13 protein-coding genes are annotated in these 13841 nt (G+C 67.2%); 9 read left to right on the top strand and 4 right to left on the bottom strand.

The window, feature by feature from the left end:
* The first annotated feature begins 160 nt into the window (after nucleotides 1–160).
* The 4 genes from thrS to pdxS all read left to right on the top strand — a co-directional run bounded on the left by thrS (nucleotide 161) and on the right by pdxS (nucleotide 4558).
* Complete coding sequence (gene thrS, locus AC6EUH_RS16550; RefSeq protein WP_499739325.1) at nucleotides 161–2170, top strand: threonine--tRNA ligase; 2010 nt, start codon at nucleotides 161–163, stop codon at nucleotides 2168–2170.
* A 20-nt stretch (nucleotides 2171–2190) separates the two neighbouring features.
* Nucleotides 2191–2832 carry an HIT family protein gene (locus tag AC6EUH_RS16545; RefSeq protein WP_499739324.1) on the top strand — a complete coding sequence of 214 codons (642 nt, stop codon included), beginning with the start codon at nucleotides 2191–2193 and terminating at the stop codon, nucleotides 2830–2832.
* Complete coding sequence (gene pgsA, locus AC6EUH_RS16540) at nucleotides 2822–3460, top strand: phosphatidylinositol phosphate synthase (RefSeq protein ID WP_056429678.1); 639 nt, start codon at nucleotides 2822–2824, stop codon at nucleotides 3458–3460. The genes AC6EUH_RS16545 and pgsA overlap by 11 nt, the downstream gene beginning before the upstream one ends.
* Before the next feature lie 171 nt (nucleotides 3461–3631).
* Nucleotides 3632–4558 carry a pyridoxal 5'-phosphate synthase lyase subunit PdxS gene (pdxS, locus tag AC6EUH_RS16535; RefSeq protein WP_144670571.1) on the top strand — a complete coding sequence of 309 codons (927 nt, stop codon included), beginning with the start codon at nucleotides 3632–3634 and terminating at the stop codon, nucleotides 4556–4558.
* 77 nt (nucleotides 4559–4635) lie between these two features.
* Here pdxS and AC6EUH_RS16530 read toward each other — a convergent pair whose 3' ends face one another.
* Nucleotides 4636–6648: a M3 family metallopeptidase gene (locus tag AC6EUH_RS16530; protein WP_499739323.1), complete on the bottom strand. Its 2013-nt coding sequence runs from the start codon at nucleotides 6646–6648 to the stop codon at nucleotides 4636–4638.
* An 83-nt stretch (nucleotides 6649–6731) separates the two neighbouring features.
* On the opposite strand from AC6EUH_RS16530, the gene AC6EUH_RS16525 reads away from it, so the two are divergent.
* The 3 genes from AC6EUH_RS16525 (at nucleotide 6732) to AC6EUH_RS16515 (ending at nucleotide 9458) form a co-directional block, all read left to right on the top strand.
* The gene (locus AC6EUH_RS16525) at nucleotides 6732–8036 is read left to right on the top strand and encodes a CapA family protein (RefSeq protein WP_499739322.1); all 1305 of its coding nucleotides are present in this window, start codon (nucleotides 6732–6734) and stop codon (nucleotides 8034–8036) included.
* A gap of 3 nt (nucleotides 8037–8039) precedes the next feature.
* Nucleotides 8040–8543 carry a P-loop nucleotide/nucleoside kinase family protein gene (locus tag AC6EUH_RS16520; RefSeq protein WP_499739321.1) on the top strand — a complete coding sequence of 168 codons (504 nt, stop codon included), beginning with the start codon at nucleotides 8040–8042 and terminating at the stop codon, nucleotides 8541–8543.
* Nucleotides 8544–8621: 78 nt separating this feature from the next.
* Nucleotides 8622–9458 carry an alpha/beta fold hydrolase gene (locus AC6EUH_RS16515; protein WP_499739320.1) on the top strand — a complete coding sequence of 279 codons (837 nt, stop codon included), beginning with the start codon at nucleotides 8622–8624 and terminating at the stop codon, nucleotides 9456–9458.
* 46 nt (nucleotides 9459–9504) lie between these two features.
* Here the strand turns inward: AC6EUH_RS16515 and AC6EUH_RS16510 are convergent, their stop codons facing one another.
* On the bottom strand, nucleotides 9505–9978 hold the full coding sequence (locus tag AC6EUH_RS16510; protein WP_499739319.1) for a GNAT family N-acetyltransferase: 474 nt from the start codon (nucleotides 9976–9978) through the stop codon (nucleotides 9505–9507).
* A 288-nt stretch (nucleotides 9979–10266) separates the two neighbouring features.
* Here AC6EUH_RS16510 and AC6EUH_RS16505 point away from each other — a divergent pair, with 288 nt between their 5' ends.
* Nucleotides 10267–11001 (top strand): hypothetical protein, encoded by a 735-nt coding sequence (locus tag AC6EUH_RS16505; RefSeq protein WP_499739318.1) that lies wholly within the window; start codon nucleotides 10267–10269, stop codon nucleotides 10999–11001.
* Here AC6EUH_RS16505 and AC6EUH_RS16500 read toward each other — a convergent pair.
* Both AC6EUH_RS16500 and AC6EUH_RS16495 read right to left on the bottom strand, forming a co-directional pair.
* Nucleotides 10956–11744: a type 1 glutamine amidotransferase gene (locus AC6EUH_RS16500; protein ID WP_499739317.1), complete on the bottom strand. Its 789-nt coding sequence runs from the start codon at nucleotides 11742–11744 to the stop codon at nucleotides 10956–10958. The two genes, AC6EUH_RS16505 and AC6EUH_RS16500, sit on opposite strands and share 46 nt — an antisense overlap.
* Entirely contained in the window at nucleotides 11741–13045 is a 1305-nt protein-coding gene (locus tag AC6EUH_RS16495) for a Mur ligase family protein (RefSeq protein ID WP_056429660.1), read from the bottom strand. Before AC6EUH_RS16495 ends, AC6EUH_RS16500 begins: the two co-directional genes overlap by 4 nt.
* Before the next feature lie 92 nt (nucleotides 13046–13137).
* Here AC6EUH_RS16495 and pdxT point away from each other — a divergent pair, with 92 nt between their 5' ends.
* Nucleotides 13138–13839, top strand: coding sequence for a pyridoxal 5'-phosphate synthase glutaminase subunit PdxT (gene pdxT, locus AC6EUH_RS16490; protein ID WP_056429658.1), 702 nt, complete (start codon nucleotides 13138–13140; stop codon nucleotides 13837–13839).
* The last annotated feature ends 2 nt before the right edge of the window (nucleotides 13840–13841 follow it).

Here is a 13841-nt window from a genome sequence, read left to right as displayed (position 1 = left end):
ACAGTGCCAGGTGAACGGCTATCCGTGCCCACTCCGTGTAGCCAATTTGACTGAGCGGGGCGTTGGTTGGCCTCTTCAGAAACAGATAGCATGGACGAGGCTGGCTGTGGTCCCCGTACGCCACAAGCTACGAAGCCTTAACTTTGAATAGGAGACACCCGTGTCAGATGCCCAGCAGATCACCCTTCTCGTCGATGGCGAAGAGACCAAGGTGACTACCGGGACCACCGGCGCGGAACTCTTTTTTGAGCGCCGCGACGTCGTTGTGGCCCGCATCAACGGCGAGCTGAAGGACCTGGACCAGCCGCTGCCGGAGGACTCCACGGTCGAGGCCGTCACCATCGATTCCCCGGACGGCCTCAACGTCCTGCGCCACTCCACGGCCCACGTGATGGCCCAGGCCGTGCAGCAGCTGCGTCCGGACGCCAAGCTGGGCATCGGCCCGTACATCACCGACGGCTTCTACTTCGACTTCGACGTCGCGGAGCCGTTCACCCCGGAAGACCTGAAGGCCCTGGAAAAGATGATGCAGAAGATCATCAACCAGAACCAGAAGTTCGTCCGTCGCGTGGTCACCGAGGACGAGGCCCGCGAGGCGATGAAGAACGAGCCCTACAAGCTCGAGCTCCTCGGCAAAAAGAACGAGGCGGCCGACGCCGGCGAAGGCGTCAATGTCGAGGTCGGCGCCGGGGACATCACCATCTACGACAACGTTGACCGCAAGAGCGGGGACAGCATCTGGTGCGACCTCTGCCGTGGCCCGCACCTGCCCAACACCAAGCTGATCTCCAACGCCTTCGCCCTGACCCGGTCCTCGGCCGCCTACTGGCTGGGCAACCAGAACAACCAGCAGCTGCAGCGCATCTACGGCACCGCCTGGCCCACCAAGGAGGCCCTCAAGGCCTACCAGGAGCGCATCGCCGAGGCCGAACGCCGCGACCACCGCAAACTCGGCGCGGAACTGGACCTGTTCTCCTTCCCGGATGAACTCGGCTCCGGCCTGCCGGTGTTCCACCCCAAGGGCGGCATCATCCGCAAGGCCATGGAGGACTACTCCCGCCAGCGCCACGTGGATGCCGGCTACGAGTTCGTCTACACGCCGCACATCACCAAGGGCCACCTCTACGAGGTCTCAGGCCACCTGGACTGGTACAAGGAGGGCATGTTCCCGGCGATGCACATCGACGCGGAACTCAACGACGACGGCACCGTCCGCAAGCCCGGCCAGGATTACTACCTGAAGCCGATGAACTGCCCCATGCACAACCTCATCTTCCGCTCCCGCGGCCGGTCCTACCGCGAACTGCCGCTGCGATTGTTCGAATTCGGCTCCGTCTACCGCTACGAGAAGTCCGGCGTGGTGCACGGCCTCACCCGGGTGCGCGGCATGACCCAGGACGACGCCCACATCTACTGCACCCGCGAGCAGATGAAGGACGAGCTCACCGGCACGCTGAACTTCGTGCTGGGCCTGCTCAAGGACTACGGCCTGGACGACTTCTACCTGGAACTCTCCACCAAGAACCCAGACAAGTTTGTCGGCGACGACGCCGCTTGGGACGAGGCCACCCGCACCCTCGCCGAAGTGGCCGAGGCCTCCGGCCTGGAGCTCATCCCGGATCCGGGCGGAGCCGCGTTCTACGGCCCCAAGATCTCCGTCCAGGCAAAGGACGCCCTCGGCCGCACCTGGCAGATGTCCACCATCCAGCTGGACTTCAACCTGCCCGAGCGCTTCGAACTCGAGTTCCAGGCCGCGGACGGCACCCGCCAGCGCCCGGTTATGATCCACCGCGCCCTCTTCGGTTCCGTGGAACGGTTCATGGGCGTGCTCACGGAGCACTACGCCGGTGCCTTCCCGGCGTGGCTGGCTCCCGTGCAGGTGGTCGGCATCCCCGTGGCCGAGGCGTTCAACGACTACATGTTCGACGTCGTCGGCCAGCTCAAGGCCGCGGGCATCCGGGCCGAGGTGGACATTTCCTCGGACCGTTTCCCGAAGAAGATCCGCACGGCCAGCAAAGACAAGATCCCGTTCGTGCTGATCGCCGGTGGAGACGACGCCGACGCCGGCGCGGTGTCCTTCCGCTTCCGTGACGGCAGCCAGGACAACGGCGTGCCGGTGGCCGAGGCCGTGCAGCGGATCGTCGACGCCGTCCGCAACCGGACCAGCTAGCGGACAGGGAAGAGCCAGGTATGCAGGACACCACAGGGGCCGCTCCGGAGTATCCGGGGGACGACGGCGTGACCGACGACTTTGGCCTGGCCGGAGTGCCGGACGCGTTCCAGCGCCTGTGGACTCCGCACCGGATGGCGTACATCAAGGGCGGGCAGCACCAGTTCAAGAACGTGGACGACTGCCCCTTCTGCGTGGCGCCGGAACGCGAGGATGACGATTCACTGATCGTCTACCGCGGACGGACCAGCTACGTCGTGCTCAACCTCTTCCCGTACAACCCGGGCCACCTGCTGGTGTGCCCTTACCGGCACATTCCCGACTACACGGACCTGACCGTGGAGGAAACGGCTGAATTCGCCGAGCTGACCCAGACGGCCATGCGCGTTCTGCGCAAGGTCGCCAACCCCACCGGTTTCAACCTGGGCATGAACCAGGGCGTCACCGGCGGCGCGGGGATAGCAGGGCACCTGCACCAACATGTGGTGCCGCGCTGGGGCGGGGACGGGAACTTCTTCCCGATCATCGCCCAGACCAAGGCCATCACGCAGACCCTGGGCGAGGTCCGCCAGCAGGTCGCGGAAGCCTGGCCGCAGGCGAACGGCGCGGGTCCGGCGAACGGCGCGGGTCCGGCGAGCGGCGGGGCGACGGATGCTCAATAGGCATGCGCGCGGTTTCTTCACCGCGCTGTTCTCCCCGCTTGCCCGCTGGCTGCTGCGGATCGGTGTGTCCCCGGACGCGGTAACCATCGTCGGAACTCTCGGCGTGGTGGTGGGTGCACTGGTGTTCTATCCTCTCGGCCAGCTCTGGTGGGGCACCATCTTCATTACCGCGTTCATCTTTTCCGACGTCATCGACGGGATCATGGCCCGGATGCAAAAGAGCGGCGGACGCTGGGGCAACTTCCTGGATTCCACCCTGGACCGGGTGGCCGACGGGGCGCTGTTCGCCGGCGTCGCGGTCTGGTTCTTCACCGGGGGCGACGACGCCGCGATCGCGATTGCCGCCGTCGTCTGCCTGGTCCTGGGCATGGTGGTGTCCTACGCCCGCGCCAAGGCCGAGGCGCTGGGCTTCCAGGCCAACGTGGGCATCGCCGAACGCGCCGAGCGGCTGGTGTCCGTCCTGGTGGTCACCGGCTTGACCGGACTGGGGCTGCCCACCGTTGTCCTGTTCGTGACGCTTTGCCTCCTGGCCGCGGCGAGCCTGGTGACTGTCATTCAGCGGATTATCACGGTGCGCCGGCAGTCACTCGAGGAGACCGAAGGCACGGAGACCGGACAGGCCGCCTGAGCACCCGCGTCCGGCCCGTCCCGCGGGGTGTAACCGGAATTCAACCCGGTCGCGCAGGGGACTAGTATTAGCATTACCGGCCAATGGATCCGGTAATCCGGTGTGTGCGAAGCGGCATTTGTGTGCCGTCCGCGCTCCGGCGAGGTCATCTATCTACCCATAGGGGTTTTTGTGTCTACACCTGATGTAAGCAGCGAAGCCGGCGCGTCCGCGAAGAGCGTTACGGGCAGCAACCGCGTCAAGCGCGGCATGGCGGAGATGCTCAAGGGCGGCGTCATCATGGACGTCGTCAACGTCGAGCAGGCCCGCATCGCTGAGGATGCCGGAGCCGTCGCAGTCATGGCGCTGGAACGCGTTCCCGCCGATATCCGCGCCCAGGGCGGCGTGTCCCGCATGTCCGATCCGGACATGATCGAAGCGATCATCGGCGCAGTGTCCATCCCGGTCATGGCAAAGGTCCGGATCGGCCACTTCGTCGAAGCCCAGGTCATCCAGACCCTCGGCGTCGACTACATCGACGAGTCCGAGGTCCTGACCCCGGCCGACTACGCCAACCACATCGACAAGTGGAACTTCACGGTTCCCTTCGTCTGCGGCGCCACCAACCTCGGTGAGGCCCTGCGCCGGATCAACGAAGGCGCTGCCATGATCCGCTCCAAGGGCGAGGCCGGCACCGGCGACGTCTCCAACGCCACCACCCACATGCGCCAGATCCGCGCCGAGATCAAGAAGCTCGCCGCCCTGCCCGAGGACGAGCTCTACGTCGCCGCCAAGGAACTGCAGGCGCCGTACGAACTGGTCAAGGAAGTTGCCACCACCGGCAAGCTCCCGGTGGTGCTCTTCACCGCCGGCGGCATCGCCACCCCGGCCGACGCCGCCATGATGATGCAGCTTGGCGCCGACGGCGTCTTCGTCGGCTCCGGCATCTTCAAGTCCGGCAACCCGGCCCAGCGCGCCGCAGCCGTCGTGAAGGCCACCACCTTCTTCGACGACCCGGAAGAGATCGCCAAGGCCTCCCGCGGCCTGGGCGAGGCCATGGTCGGCATCAACGTGGACGAGATCCCGCAGCCGCACCGCCTCGCCGAGCGCGGCTGGTAGCAAAACCAGAACACTAACGACGACGCCGGCCGGTCACCTTCTTGGGTGGCCGGCCGGCGTCGTTCCGGTTTGAGGGGTCAGTCGAGGCCGCGGCGCTTGAGCAGCGGTTCGAGTTCGGCGTCGCGCCCGCGGAAGGCGCGGAAGGAGTCCAGTGGATCGCGGCTGTTCCCCCGGGAGAGGAGTTCGGCGCGGAAGAAGTCGCCGTTGGCCCGGGTGAGGCCGCCGTTGTCCTTGAACCACTCGACCGTTTCAGCGTCCAGCACCTCGCTCCAGATGTAGGAGTAATAGCCCGCGGCGTAACCGGCGCCGGCAAAGATGTGCTGGAAATATCCCGTGCGGTAGCGCGGCGGGATCAGGTGGTGCGCCACACCGGCCGCAGCGAGTGCCTTCGCCTCGAATTCGAGGGCATCATCGGGTACTTCGGTGCCGTCCAGCACATGCCAGGCGAGGTCCAGCAGCGCCGCGCCCAGGTATTCGGTGGTGCCAAACCCCTCGCCCCACAGCTGCGCGGCGTCGAGCTTGTCCACAACCTCCTGCGGCAGCGCCTCGCCGGTGGCGTGGTGGCGTGCGTAGTTGGCGAGGACTTCCGGCCACATGATCCACATTTCATTCACCTGCGAGGGGTACTCCACGAAGTCCCGAGGCACTGCGGTGCCGGAGAACCGCGGGTACGTCACGGCGGAGAACAGGCCGTGCAGGGCGTGGCCGAACTCGTGGAACGTGGTGCGGAGCTCGTCGAGGGTCAGGAGCGTGGGTTCGCCGGCCGGCGGCTTGGAGATATTGAGGTTGTTGATCACCACGGGCCGGGTGTTGAGCAGCCCGGACTGTTCCACCAGGGAGTTCATCCAGGCGCCGCCCCGCTTGGATTCGCGGGTGTAATAGTCGCCCAGGAACAGGCCCAGCTCGGTGCCGCCCGGGTTGCGGACCTCCCAGACGCGGACGTCCGGGTGATAGCCGGCGAGGTCGCCGCGCTCGTGGAACGTGATGCCGTAGAGCGCGTTGGCAGCGAAGAACACCCCGTCGTTGAGGACGCGGTCCAGCTCGAAGTAGGGGCGCAGGGCCTGCTCGTCCACGGCGTACCGTTCGCGCTTGACCTTGGCGGAGTAGTACGCCCAGTCCCAGGCTTCGAGGGGCTGGCCGGCGATTTCAGCCAGCGCGTCGGCCTCGGCATCGGCGTTCCGGACGGCGGCCGGTGCCAGCCGGTTCATCATGGTCTGCACGGCAGCGAAGTCCGGGGCGGTCTGCTGGTCCACAACGAGCTCGGCGTAGTTGGCGAAGCCCAGCAGCGCCGCCTTCTCGGCACGGAGCCGGACTGTGTCCTTGACCAGGTCCAGGACATCGAGGGCGCTGCCGTCGCTGCCGCGGCCGATGGAGGCCTCGTACAGGCGGCGGCGGACATCACGGTTCTCCAGGGCGGAGAGGGCGGGCTGGTTGCTGGGCTGGATGAGGGTGAGCAAGAACTTGCCCTCGTGCCCGGCGGTGCGGGCGGCCTCCGCGGCGCTGGCGACATCGTCGGCCGGAAGCCCGGCGAGGTCGGCGGCGTCGTCGAGCAGCAGGGCGGCGGACTTCATCGCTTCCTTGACCCGCTGGCCGAACTCCGTGCCGAGCCGGGAAAGTTCAGAATTGATGGCCTTGAGCCGCTCCTGGCCGGCATCGTCGAGCTGGATGCCGGACTGGCGGAACTCCTTGAGGTACTCGTCCACCAGGCGGGAGGACTCTGCGTCGAGCTGGTCCGTGTTGACGGCGGCGAACCGCTCGAACAGCCGCCGGTTGAGGTAGACGGCGTCCTGGTGGGCCGAGAACTGCGGGGACAGCGTGGTTTCGAGTTCGCGGATGGCGTCCGAGGCGTCGGCGGAGACGAGCGTGAAGAACGACGCCGCCGCACGCTGCAGGAGCTGTCCGGACCGCTCCATGGCCAGCGCGGTGTTTTCAAAGGACGCAGGCTCCGGTGTGTCCACGATGGCCTGGATTTCAGCGAGGTGTTCGGCGAGGCCGGCCTCCACGGCTTCGGCGTAGTGCTCGGCGGTGATGTCCGCGAACGGCGGGAGGCCGAACGGCAGGGGGCTGGGGCTCAACAGGGGATTGGTCATGAAATAACTCTTTCATGTAACGGGGGTGGTTCTCAATGCTCTGCTGAGCGTGTTGTGACAGATGCCACCGTAGGATTGGCGCCATGAGTACCTACACCCCCCGGCGGCGCGGACGTCTCCTCGCCGCCGCGGCAGCGCTTTCCCTGGCCGCCTCCGTGGCCTCCTGCGGCACCGGCGCCGGCCCGGAAAACAATGCGTCGGACTCCTCGGCTGCCGCCCGCAACACCGCCGGACAGGCAGCACCACAGACGACGGAATCGACGACGGCGGACCCGACGGCGGCGACGTCGTCGCCGTCGAGCACCCCGACGCCGACGCCGACCCTGACGCCGGGGAAGGGTCCGGCCTGCGAGGCCGACCGCTGCACTTCGGTGCTGGTTTCCGGGGACATGCTGGTCCACGACCAACTGTGGGAACAGGGCCGCGCTGACGCCCTGGCCAAGGGCACCAAGGGGCTGGACTTCGGACCGATGGTCGAGGGTCAGCGCAAATACACCGAGCAGAGCGACCTCGCGATCTGCCACCTGGAAACCCCCGTGGCCGGACCCGCCGGGCCGTTCTCCTCGTACCCCTCGTTCAACGTTCCGCCGCAGATCATCACGGCCGTCCAGCAGGTGGGCTACCAGGCCTGCACCACCGCGAGCAACCACACGGTTGACCGCGGCACCGCAGGGCTGGTCCGCACCTTGGATGCCCTGGATGCCGCCGGGCTGCAGCACACCGGCTCCTACCGGACCGAGGCCGACTCCCGGGACGTCATGATCGTGCAGACCGCCGCGGCGAAGATCGCCGTGATCGATGCGACGTACGGGCTGAACGGTCTGGCCCCGGAGGCGGCCTGGCAGGTGGACATGCTAGACGCCGACGTCATGATCGCGAAGGCGAAGAAGGCCCGGGAGCTGGGCGCCGACATCGTGCTCGGCGCTATGCATGCCGGCGATGAGTACTCGAGCGTGCCCAACGCCGAGCAGAAGAGCCTCGCCCATGCCCTTGCGGACAGCGGCCAGTTCACCATGATCTACGGCCACCACACGCACTCGGTGCAGCCGATCGAGAAGTACAAGGGCACCTGGATTGTTTACAGCCTGGGCAACGCGATCACCGAACTCTCGCCGAACTATGTGGTGAACAACGAGGGCCTGCTGGTCCGCGCCCAGTTCAGCCAGGGCACGAACGGCAAGTGGACCGCCTCCGACCTTGCCTGGGCGCCGTCGGTGATGGTCCGCGGGCCCTACCGCTGGTGCTCCGTCGCCTCCGACGCCCCGCAGGGCCTCTGTGCCGGTGCCGCGGCCGACGCAGCCAGCCGCCAGCGCACCAAGACCGTGGTCGAGTCCATGGGCGCTGCGGCTGCGGGCGCCCACGAACTGCTCATCACCAAGGAACGGTAGGGCTTGGAGGAACGACGGCGGCCGGCGTCCGGGCAGCCGACCGTCCACTTGCTGTGCGGTCTTCCCGGCGCCGGGAAGACCACCGTGGCGAGGCAACTGGAAGCCGGGCTGCCTGCCGTGCGGTTCAGCCTGGACGAGTGGATGCTGCGCCTGTACCCGGACCTCCACTTTGCTTCCGGGAACTACGCGGAGCTCGCTGAAGCCTGCAAGTCGCTGATGTGGGACACCGCACTGCAGATCCTGCCCGCTGGCACCGACGTGGTGCTGGACTGGAACCAGTGGAGCCGCGAGCGGCGTGCTGTTTGGGCGGGCAGGGCAGAGGCCGCCGGTGCCGCCGTCGTCGTTCACTATGTCCGGACGCCACTGCAGACGTCGATCGAACGGGTGGCCGCCCGCGCCGGACGGCGCGAGGCGGGCTCGCACCGGCTTGAGGAGGCAGACGTCCGGCACATGGCCGGGATTTTCCAGGAACCGGAACCGTCGGAGGGTCTGCGGATCTTGTCGTGATACCGGGCGGCTAATACGGTGGTGGTGACGCGGGGGACTTCAACGGTCAGCTCTTGTCGCGCCTGGACAGGAGGCCTTGTGGGCAAAATATCGACGGCGGCCCGGCAACCCCGGAACGGGGCCTTCGCCAACGGCATGGAGTATCTGAGCTGGGGCAACGGCCCAAAGACACTCCTCTTCATCCAAGGCGGGCCCGGGAGCACTGTTCCCAAGGGGGTGTTGCGCAGGATGTTCCGGCGGCAGTTTGATCCGTTTCTCCACGCCGGATATGCCGTTTGGATTGTCACCCGGCGCCGGGGAATGCCGCCGGACCACACCATCGCCGACATGGCGGACGACTACGCGCGGCTGATCGCCAGGGAATTTGGCGGGCGGGTCGACGTCGTCGTGGCGGAGTCGTTCGGCGGGATGGTCGCCCAGTATCTGGCCGCCCGGCATCCTGAATCCTTCGGCCACATCGCCATGGTGGTCACCGCGGCGGAGCTGAGCGACTGGGGCAAGGACGTCGATTCCCGGATGGCCAAGGCCCTTGCCGGCGGGGACACAAACGGCGCAGGGACGGTCTTCGCCGAGTATCTGCTGCCGGGCCGGCGGGTGAAATGGCTGCGGCAGCTGATCGGACCCCTCATCAGCAACCGGCTGCTGAGCGGAACCGATTTCCCCGCCCAGGACGTCCTCACCGAGGTGCAGGGCGAAATGTCCTTCAATTCCCGGGCCGTGCTGCCGCTCATCCGGAAGCCTGTGCTGATGATCTGCGGCGGCGCCGACCAGTTCTTCCCCCGCGAGGTCGCGCAGGAAACGGCCGGACTGATCCCGGACTGCACCCTCATCTGGTACGAGGGGAAGGGCCATCTCCGGGCAGCCTCCAGCGGACGCATCGCCCGCGACGTGCTGGAGTACACCAGCCGCAGCTGAGCCGCGGACGACCCGGCGGCAGACTTGCGGCCGCAGGGGCCGGTCCCTACGGGCGGATCGGGTCCAGGGCCAGTGTCATGTAGATGCTGTTTGGGTCCTCCGCGTAGTCGCCAAAGGGCGGGCAGGTGCTGAACCCGTGCCGCTGGTACAGCCGCCGTGCCGGAACGAAGAATTCCTGGCTTCCGGTCTCAAGGTGGAGGCGGGCGTAACCGCTACGCCGGGCCTCGTCCACGATGTGGCTCAGTAGGAGGGTGGCGATGCCGCGGCCGCGGGCGTGGGCAGCGGTGCGCATCGACTTGATCTCGCCCCGGCCAGGCTCGAGCAGCTTCAGCGCCCCGCAGCCGAGTACCTCGGACTCCTCGCGCGCGGTCCAGAAGGTGATGCCCGGGACCGAGAGGGCGGCGGAATCAAGCGCGTGCACGCTTTCCGCGGGCGACGTGGCGAACATGTCCGCGAGGTGCTCGCTCAGGAGCTCCTGAACGTCGCCCCGGCCCGGGTTGTCACGGTCAATCCGGATCATCGTGAACGGCTCCTCCACAAAATCTGTTATCGGCAGTCCAATCTACCGGTTTGCGCCACACTCCGATGCCCTTTTCGCCGAGGTCGCCGGAACCGCGCGGGGTCGCCGCAACTTTCCGGCGACTCCGACGCCTTCCCGCGATCTCGCGTCCGACGACGGTTGGCCGCTGCTCTATATCGGAACCAACCCGGCTGACACGTGTCGCCAGCACCGTGGCCCTCGCTGACGACGCTATGCTGGGCCAAACGCGGCAGCCTTGGCGGCCGGTAGCCGATGGCGGGGGATCCATTGCGAACAATTGACGACAGCGGCACCAACAGCCGGAAGAACACGCCGGGGCGCTCAGGCGTCCGGACCACAGGCACAACCCACCGGGCGGGATCAGCGCGGCCGGTTGCCGTCATGTTCTGGCTGGGTGCCGCCGTCGTACTGGCATGGCTGCTGCTGACCGGCCGGACGGACGCTGTCATGGCGGCGGCACCGTGGCTGGTCCTCGCGGCCTGGTTCGTCTACGTGATGCAGTGGCGGCCGTTCCTCCGGACGGACAGGCACGGGTTCGAGATTGTCAACGGGCTGCGCGACCACCGGATACCGTTCGATGCCGTCGACGACATCGAGATCCGCCACACCGTGGTGGTCAGGGCCGGGGGACGGCGTTACGTCAGTTGGGGAGCCCCGACGCCGCCCGGTGCCTTCGGGGCAGGATTCAACCACGTCAGTGACCTTAAGAGCCGGCCCCACAGCATCCTTCCGGGCAACGAACGCATCAGCCAAACCGAGACGAAGACCGGCCGGGATGCCATCGTTGCGGCGTGGCAGGACGCCCGCAGGGCGGGGCGGACTTCCCCGGCGGGCGCTGTCAGCTCGACCTGGAACAGGCCAGCGATCATCGCGGGCGTCCTCGCCGCCGCCTGGGCGATCCTGACGGCGGTTGGCTGGCCCGGCGCGTGGCTAACCCGGCGCCTGGCTAAGCAGCCTCAGCGGGGGCGGCGGGCGGCGTGTTCGCGGGCGAGGACGGCGTAGGAGTCGTCCGGCGTTCCGGGGGAGAAGCTGCCGTACTTGCGTTCGACGGCGGTCCGGATGAGGAAGTCTGCCAGTGCCGGGTTCTTGGGCAGCAGGGATCCGTGCAGGTAGCTCGCCACGATGTTCCGGTAGCGGGCGCCTTCCTGGCCGTCGTCGCTGTTGTTGCCGGTGCCCTTGGCCGTGGTCCCCAGCGGTGAGACGCCCGGACCGAGGGTGGTCTGGCCGCTGTGGTTCTCGTACCCCAGGACGGTGCCGAACTCGGGGGAGGACACCGACACGTTACCGATCAACCGCTGGTCGGTGCCATGCGTTTCCACGTCCAGGACGCCGATTCCCGGGATGACGGAACCCGTCCGGGTCTTGAAAAACTTCCCGAACAGCTGGTACAGGCCGCAGATCACCAGCATGGGGGTGCCGTCCTCGGCCAGGCCCTTCAGCACTGACTCCCGGGACAACAGGTCATCCTGGATGACGAGCTGGCCGCTGTCCTGCCCGCCGCCGCCCACGATCAGGTCGACGTCCGCCGGGAACTCGTCGCCGACGTTGTACTCAAGCAGTTCAGGGGTGTAGCCGTGCCAGCGCAGCCGCTGGGCCAGCACCAGGGCGTTGCCCCAGTCGCCGTAGATGTTCATGTCCCGCGGGTACAGCTGCAGGACCCGGATGGTTCCCTTGCCGGGCGCCGTGGACTCTTCCGGCGGAAGCTCGTGCCCGAAGGAGAGGCTGGAGTCGGGCTGCGGGGTCATGAGACCACCTCTACTGTGGTGATTTTGGACAGCTCGCGGCGGATGGCCAGCATCGCTGTGTAGGTGCAGAAGATCCGCTTCGGTTTGTCCCTGGCGCCTCTGATGAAAGCCGCCAGCGCGGGGGCAATCTCGGTGTCCACGGCCCCGATCGCAACGTCGTCGTACTGCAGGCGGAGCGCCATGTCGTAGGCGCGGGAGCCGCTCAACTGGTCCACGCCTTCCGTCCGGAGGGTGTCGAATTCGACGTCCCAGAGCCAGGACATGTCCCGCCCGTCGGCGTAGTTGTCGTTGATGGCGATCATCGTGGCGTAACCGGCGGCCGGGAACGACTTCAGCCCCAGGCGGAAGCCGCTGGGGTTTTTCACCAGGACCAGATCCAGCGGCAGGCCGTCGACGACGAGGCTCTCGCCGCGGCCGAATGCCGGCGCCACCTGGGACAGGGCCTTCATCAGCCCGTCGTTGTCCGCGAGGACCGTTTTTCCAGGGACAGAGTCCCGGACGGCGATGGCCCGGGCCAGGGTCAGCGCGGCCGCCGCATTGAAGATGTTGTAGACGCCGCGGAGCTTCATCTCGGTGGTGGCCGTAACGCCGTCGTACTCAAAGTCTGCGTCCGCCGCACCGACCCGGCGAAGGACGACGTCGGCGTGCGGCTTGGGCGGTGCCGGCGGCACAGGGCTGCCGGGGGCGGCCCGCAGCTCGTCGTCGTTCGGGAAGGTGCTCAGCAGGGAGTCATCCAGGCCGAAGTACAGGACGTCGGGACCGGTGAGCGATTCCGCGATCCGGGCGACGCGCGGGTCCTCCCGGTTCAGCACCACCGTTCCCGTGGTCTTCGACGCGATGTGCTGCAGCAACTGCGCGGTCTTGTCGATTTCGCCGAAACGGTCCAGCTGGTCCCGCAGGACGTTGAGCAGGAGGCTGTAGCGCGGCGGCACCTGGTTGACGAAGTGCACCGCGTGAGCCTCGTCGAGCTCCAGCACGGCGACGTCGGCGTCCAGGCGTCCGCGCCAGTCCACCTCGCCAAGCAGCGCCGCGGCAACGCCGCGGGTGAAGTTGCTGCCGGTGCGGTTGGTAAAGACCTTCAGGCCCTGGCTCTCGAGCAGTTCCACCACCATCTTCGTGGTGGTCGTCTTGCCGTTCGTGCCGCTGACGACGGCGACGCCGTGCGGCAGCGTCGACAGCGTCCTGCGCATGAAGCCGGGATCGATTTTTTCGACCACAAGCCCGGGAAGGGCAGAGCCTCCGCCCCTGAGCCGGGAGACCCGGCGAACGAACTTGCCGAGCGGAATGCTGAAGTAAAACATGCTTTGTAATATATCCCAGTAGCGGTATGGAAGCCCGCCGGAGAGCGGCACGGCATGCCCGGGGGAGGTGCGGCGGGCACTATGCTGTTCGGATGACCAACCCCACTTCCGTGCCTCCTTCCCGCGTGGGAACAGGGCTGCGGATCGGCGTCCTGGCTCTCCAGGGCGACTTCCGCGAACACCTGCACGCGGTGGAAGACGCCGGTGCCACGGGCATCGGCGTCCGCCGCCCGGCCGAACTCGACGGACTCGACGGCCTCATCATTCCCGGCGGCGAATCGACCACCATCGACAAACTGTCGCGGGCGTTCGGGCTCCGCGATCCGTTGCGCCGGCGCATCCACGAGGGACTGCCGGTCTATGGCTCCTGCGCCGGGATGATCCTCCTTGCGGAGAACATCACCGACCCCGCGAAGGACCTGGCCGGCAACCCGCAGCAGACGTTCGGCGGGCTGGACATCACGGTGCGCCGGAACGCCTTCGGCCGGCAGCGGGAATCCTTCGAGACGGACCTCGATTTCAAGGGCCTTGACTTCAGCGCCACCGAAAACGGCGTGGCTCCTGTCCACGCGGTCTTCATCCGCGGACCATGGGTGGAACGCGTCGGCGACGCCGTGGAGGTTCTCGCCGTCGTGGAACCCTCCAGGGCGTCCCACCCCGAGGCGCTGGCGGGGACGGCTAGAATTGTTGCTGTGCGTTCCGGCAAGCTGCTGGCCACCTCCTTCCACCCGGAAGTGACGGGGGAGAAGCGCGTGCACGAATTGTTTATTCGAATGATCAGAGGAGAAGCGTAAAG

The sequence above is a fragment of the Arthrobacter sp. 001422645 genome, from assembly GCF_059816125.1.
The sequence above is the reverse complement of the archived record's forward strand: the minus strand, read 5'-3'. Positions and strand labels throughout refer to the sequence as shown.

Bases quoted from the DNA above. Each gene is read 5' to 3' on its own strand.
- AC6EUH_RS16545 (WP_499739324.1), top strand. From the start codon at position 2,191: ATGCAGGACACCACAGGGGCCGCTCCGGAGTATCCGGGGGACGACGGC.
- pgsA (WP_056429678.1), top strand. From the start codon at position 2,822: ATGCTCAATAGGCATGCGCGCGGTTTCTTCACCGCGCTGTTCTCCCCG.
- AC6EUH_RS16530 (WP_499739323.1), bottom strand. From the start codon at position 6,648: ATGACCAATCCCCTGTTGAGCCCCAGCCCCCTGCCGTTCGGCCTCCCG.
- AC6EUH_RS16525 (WP_499739322.1), top strand. From the start codon at position 6,732: ATGAGTACCTACACCCCCCGGCGGCGCGGACGTCTCCTCGCCGCCGCG.
- AC6EUH_RS16510 (WP_499739319.1), bottom strand. From the start codon at position 9,978: ATGATCCGGATTGACCGTGACAACCCGGGCCGGGGCGACGTTCAGGAG.
- AC6EUH_RS16500 (WP_499739317.1), bottom strand. From the start codon at position 11,744: ATGACCCCGCAGCCCGACTCCAGCCTCTCCTTCGGGCACGAGCTTCCG.
- AC6EUH_RS16495 (WP_056429660.1), bottom strand. From the start codon at position 13,045: ATGTTTTACTTCAGCATTCCGCTCGGCAAGTTCGTTCGCCGGGTCTCC.
- pdxT (WP_056429658.1), top strand. From the start codon at position 13,138: ATGACCAACCCCACTTCCGTGCCTCCTTCCCGCGTGGGAACAGGGCTG.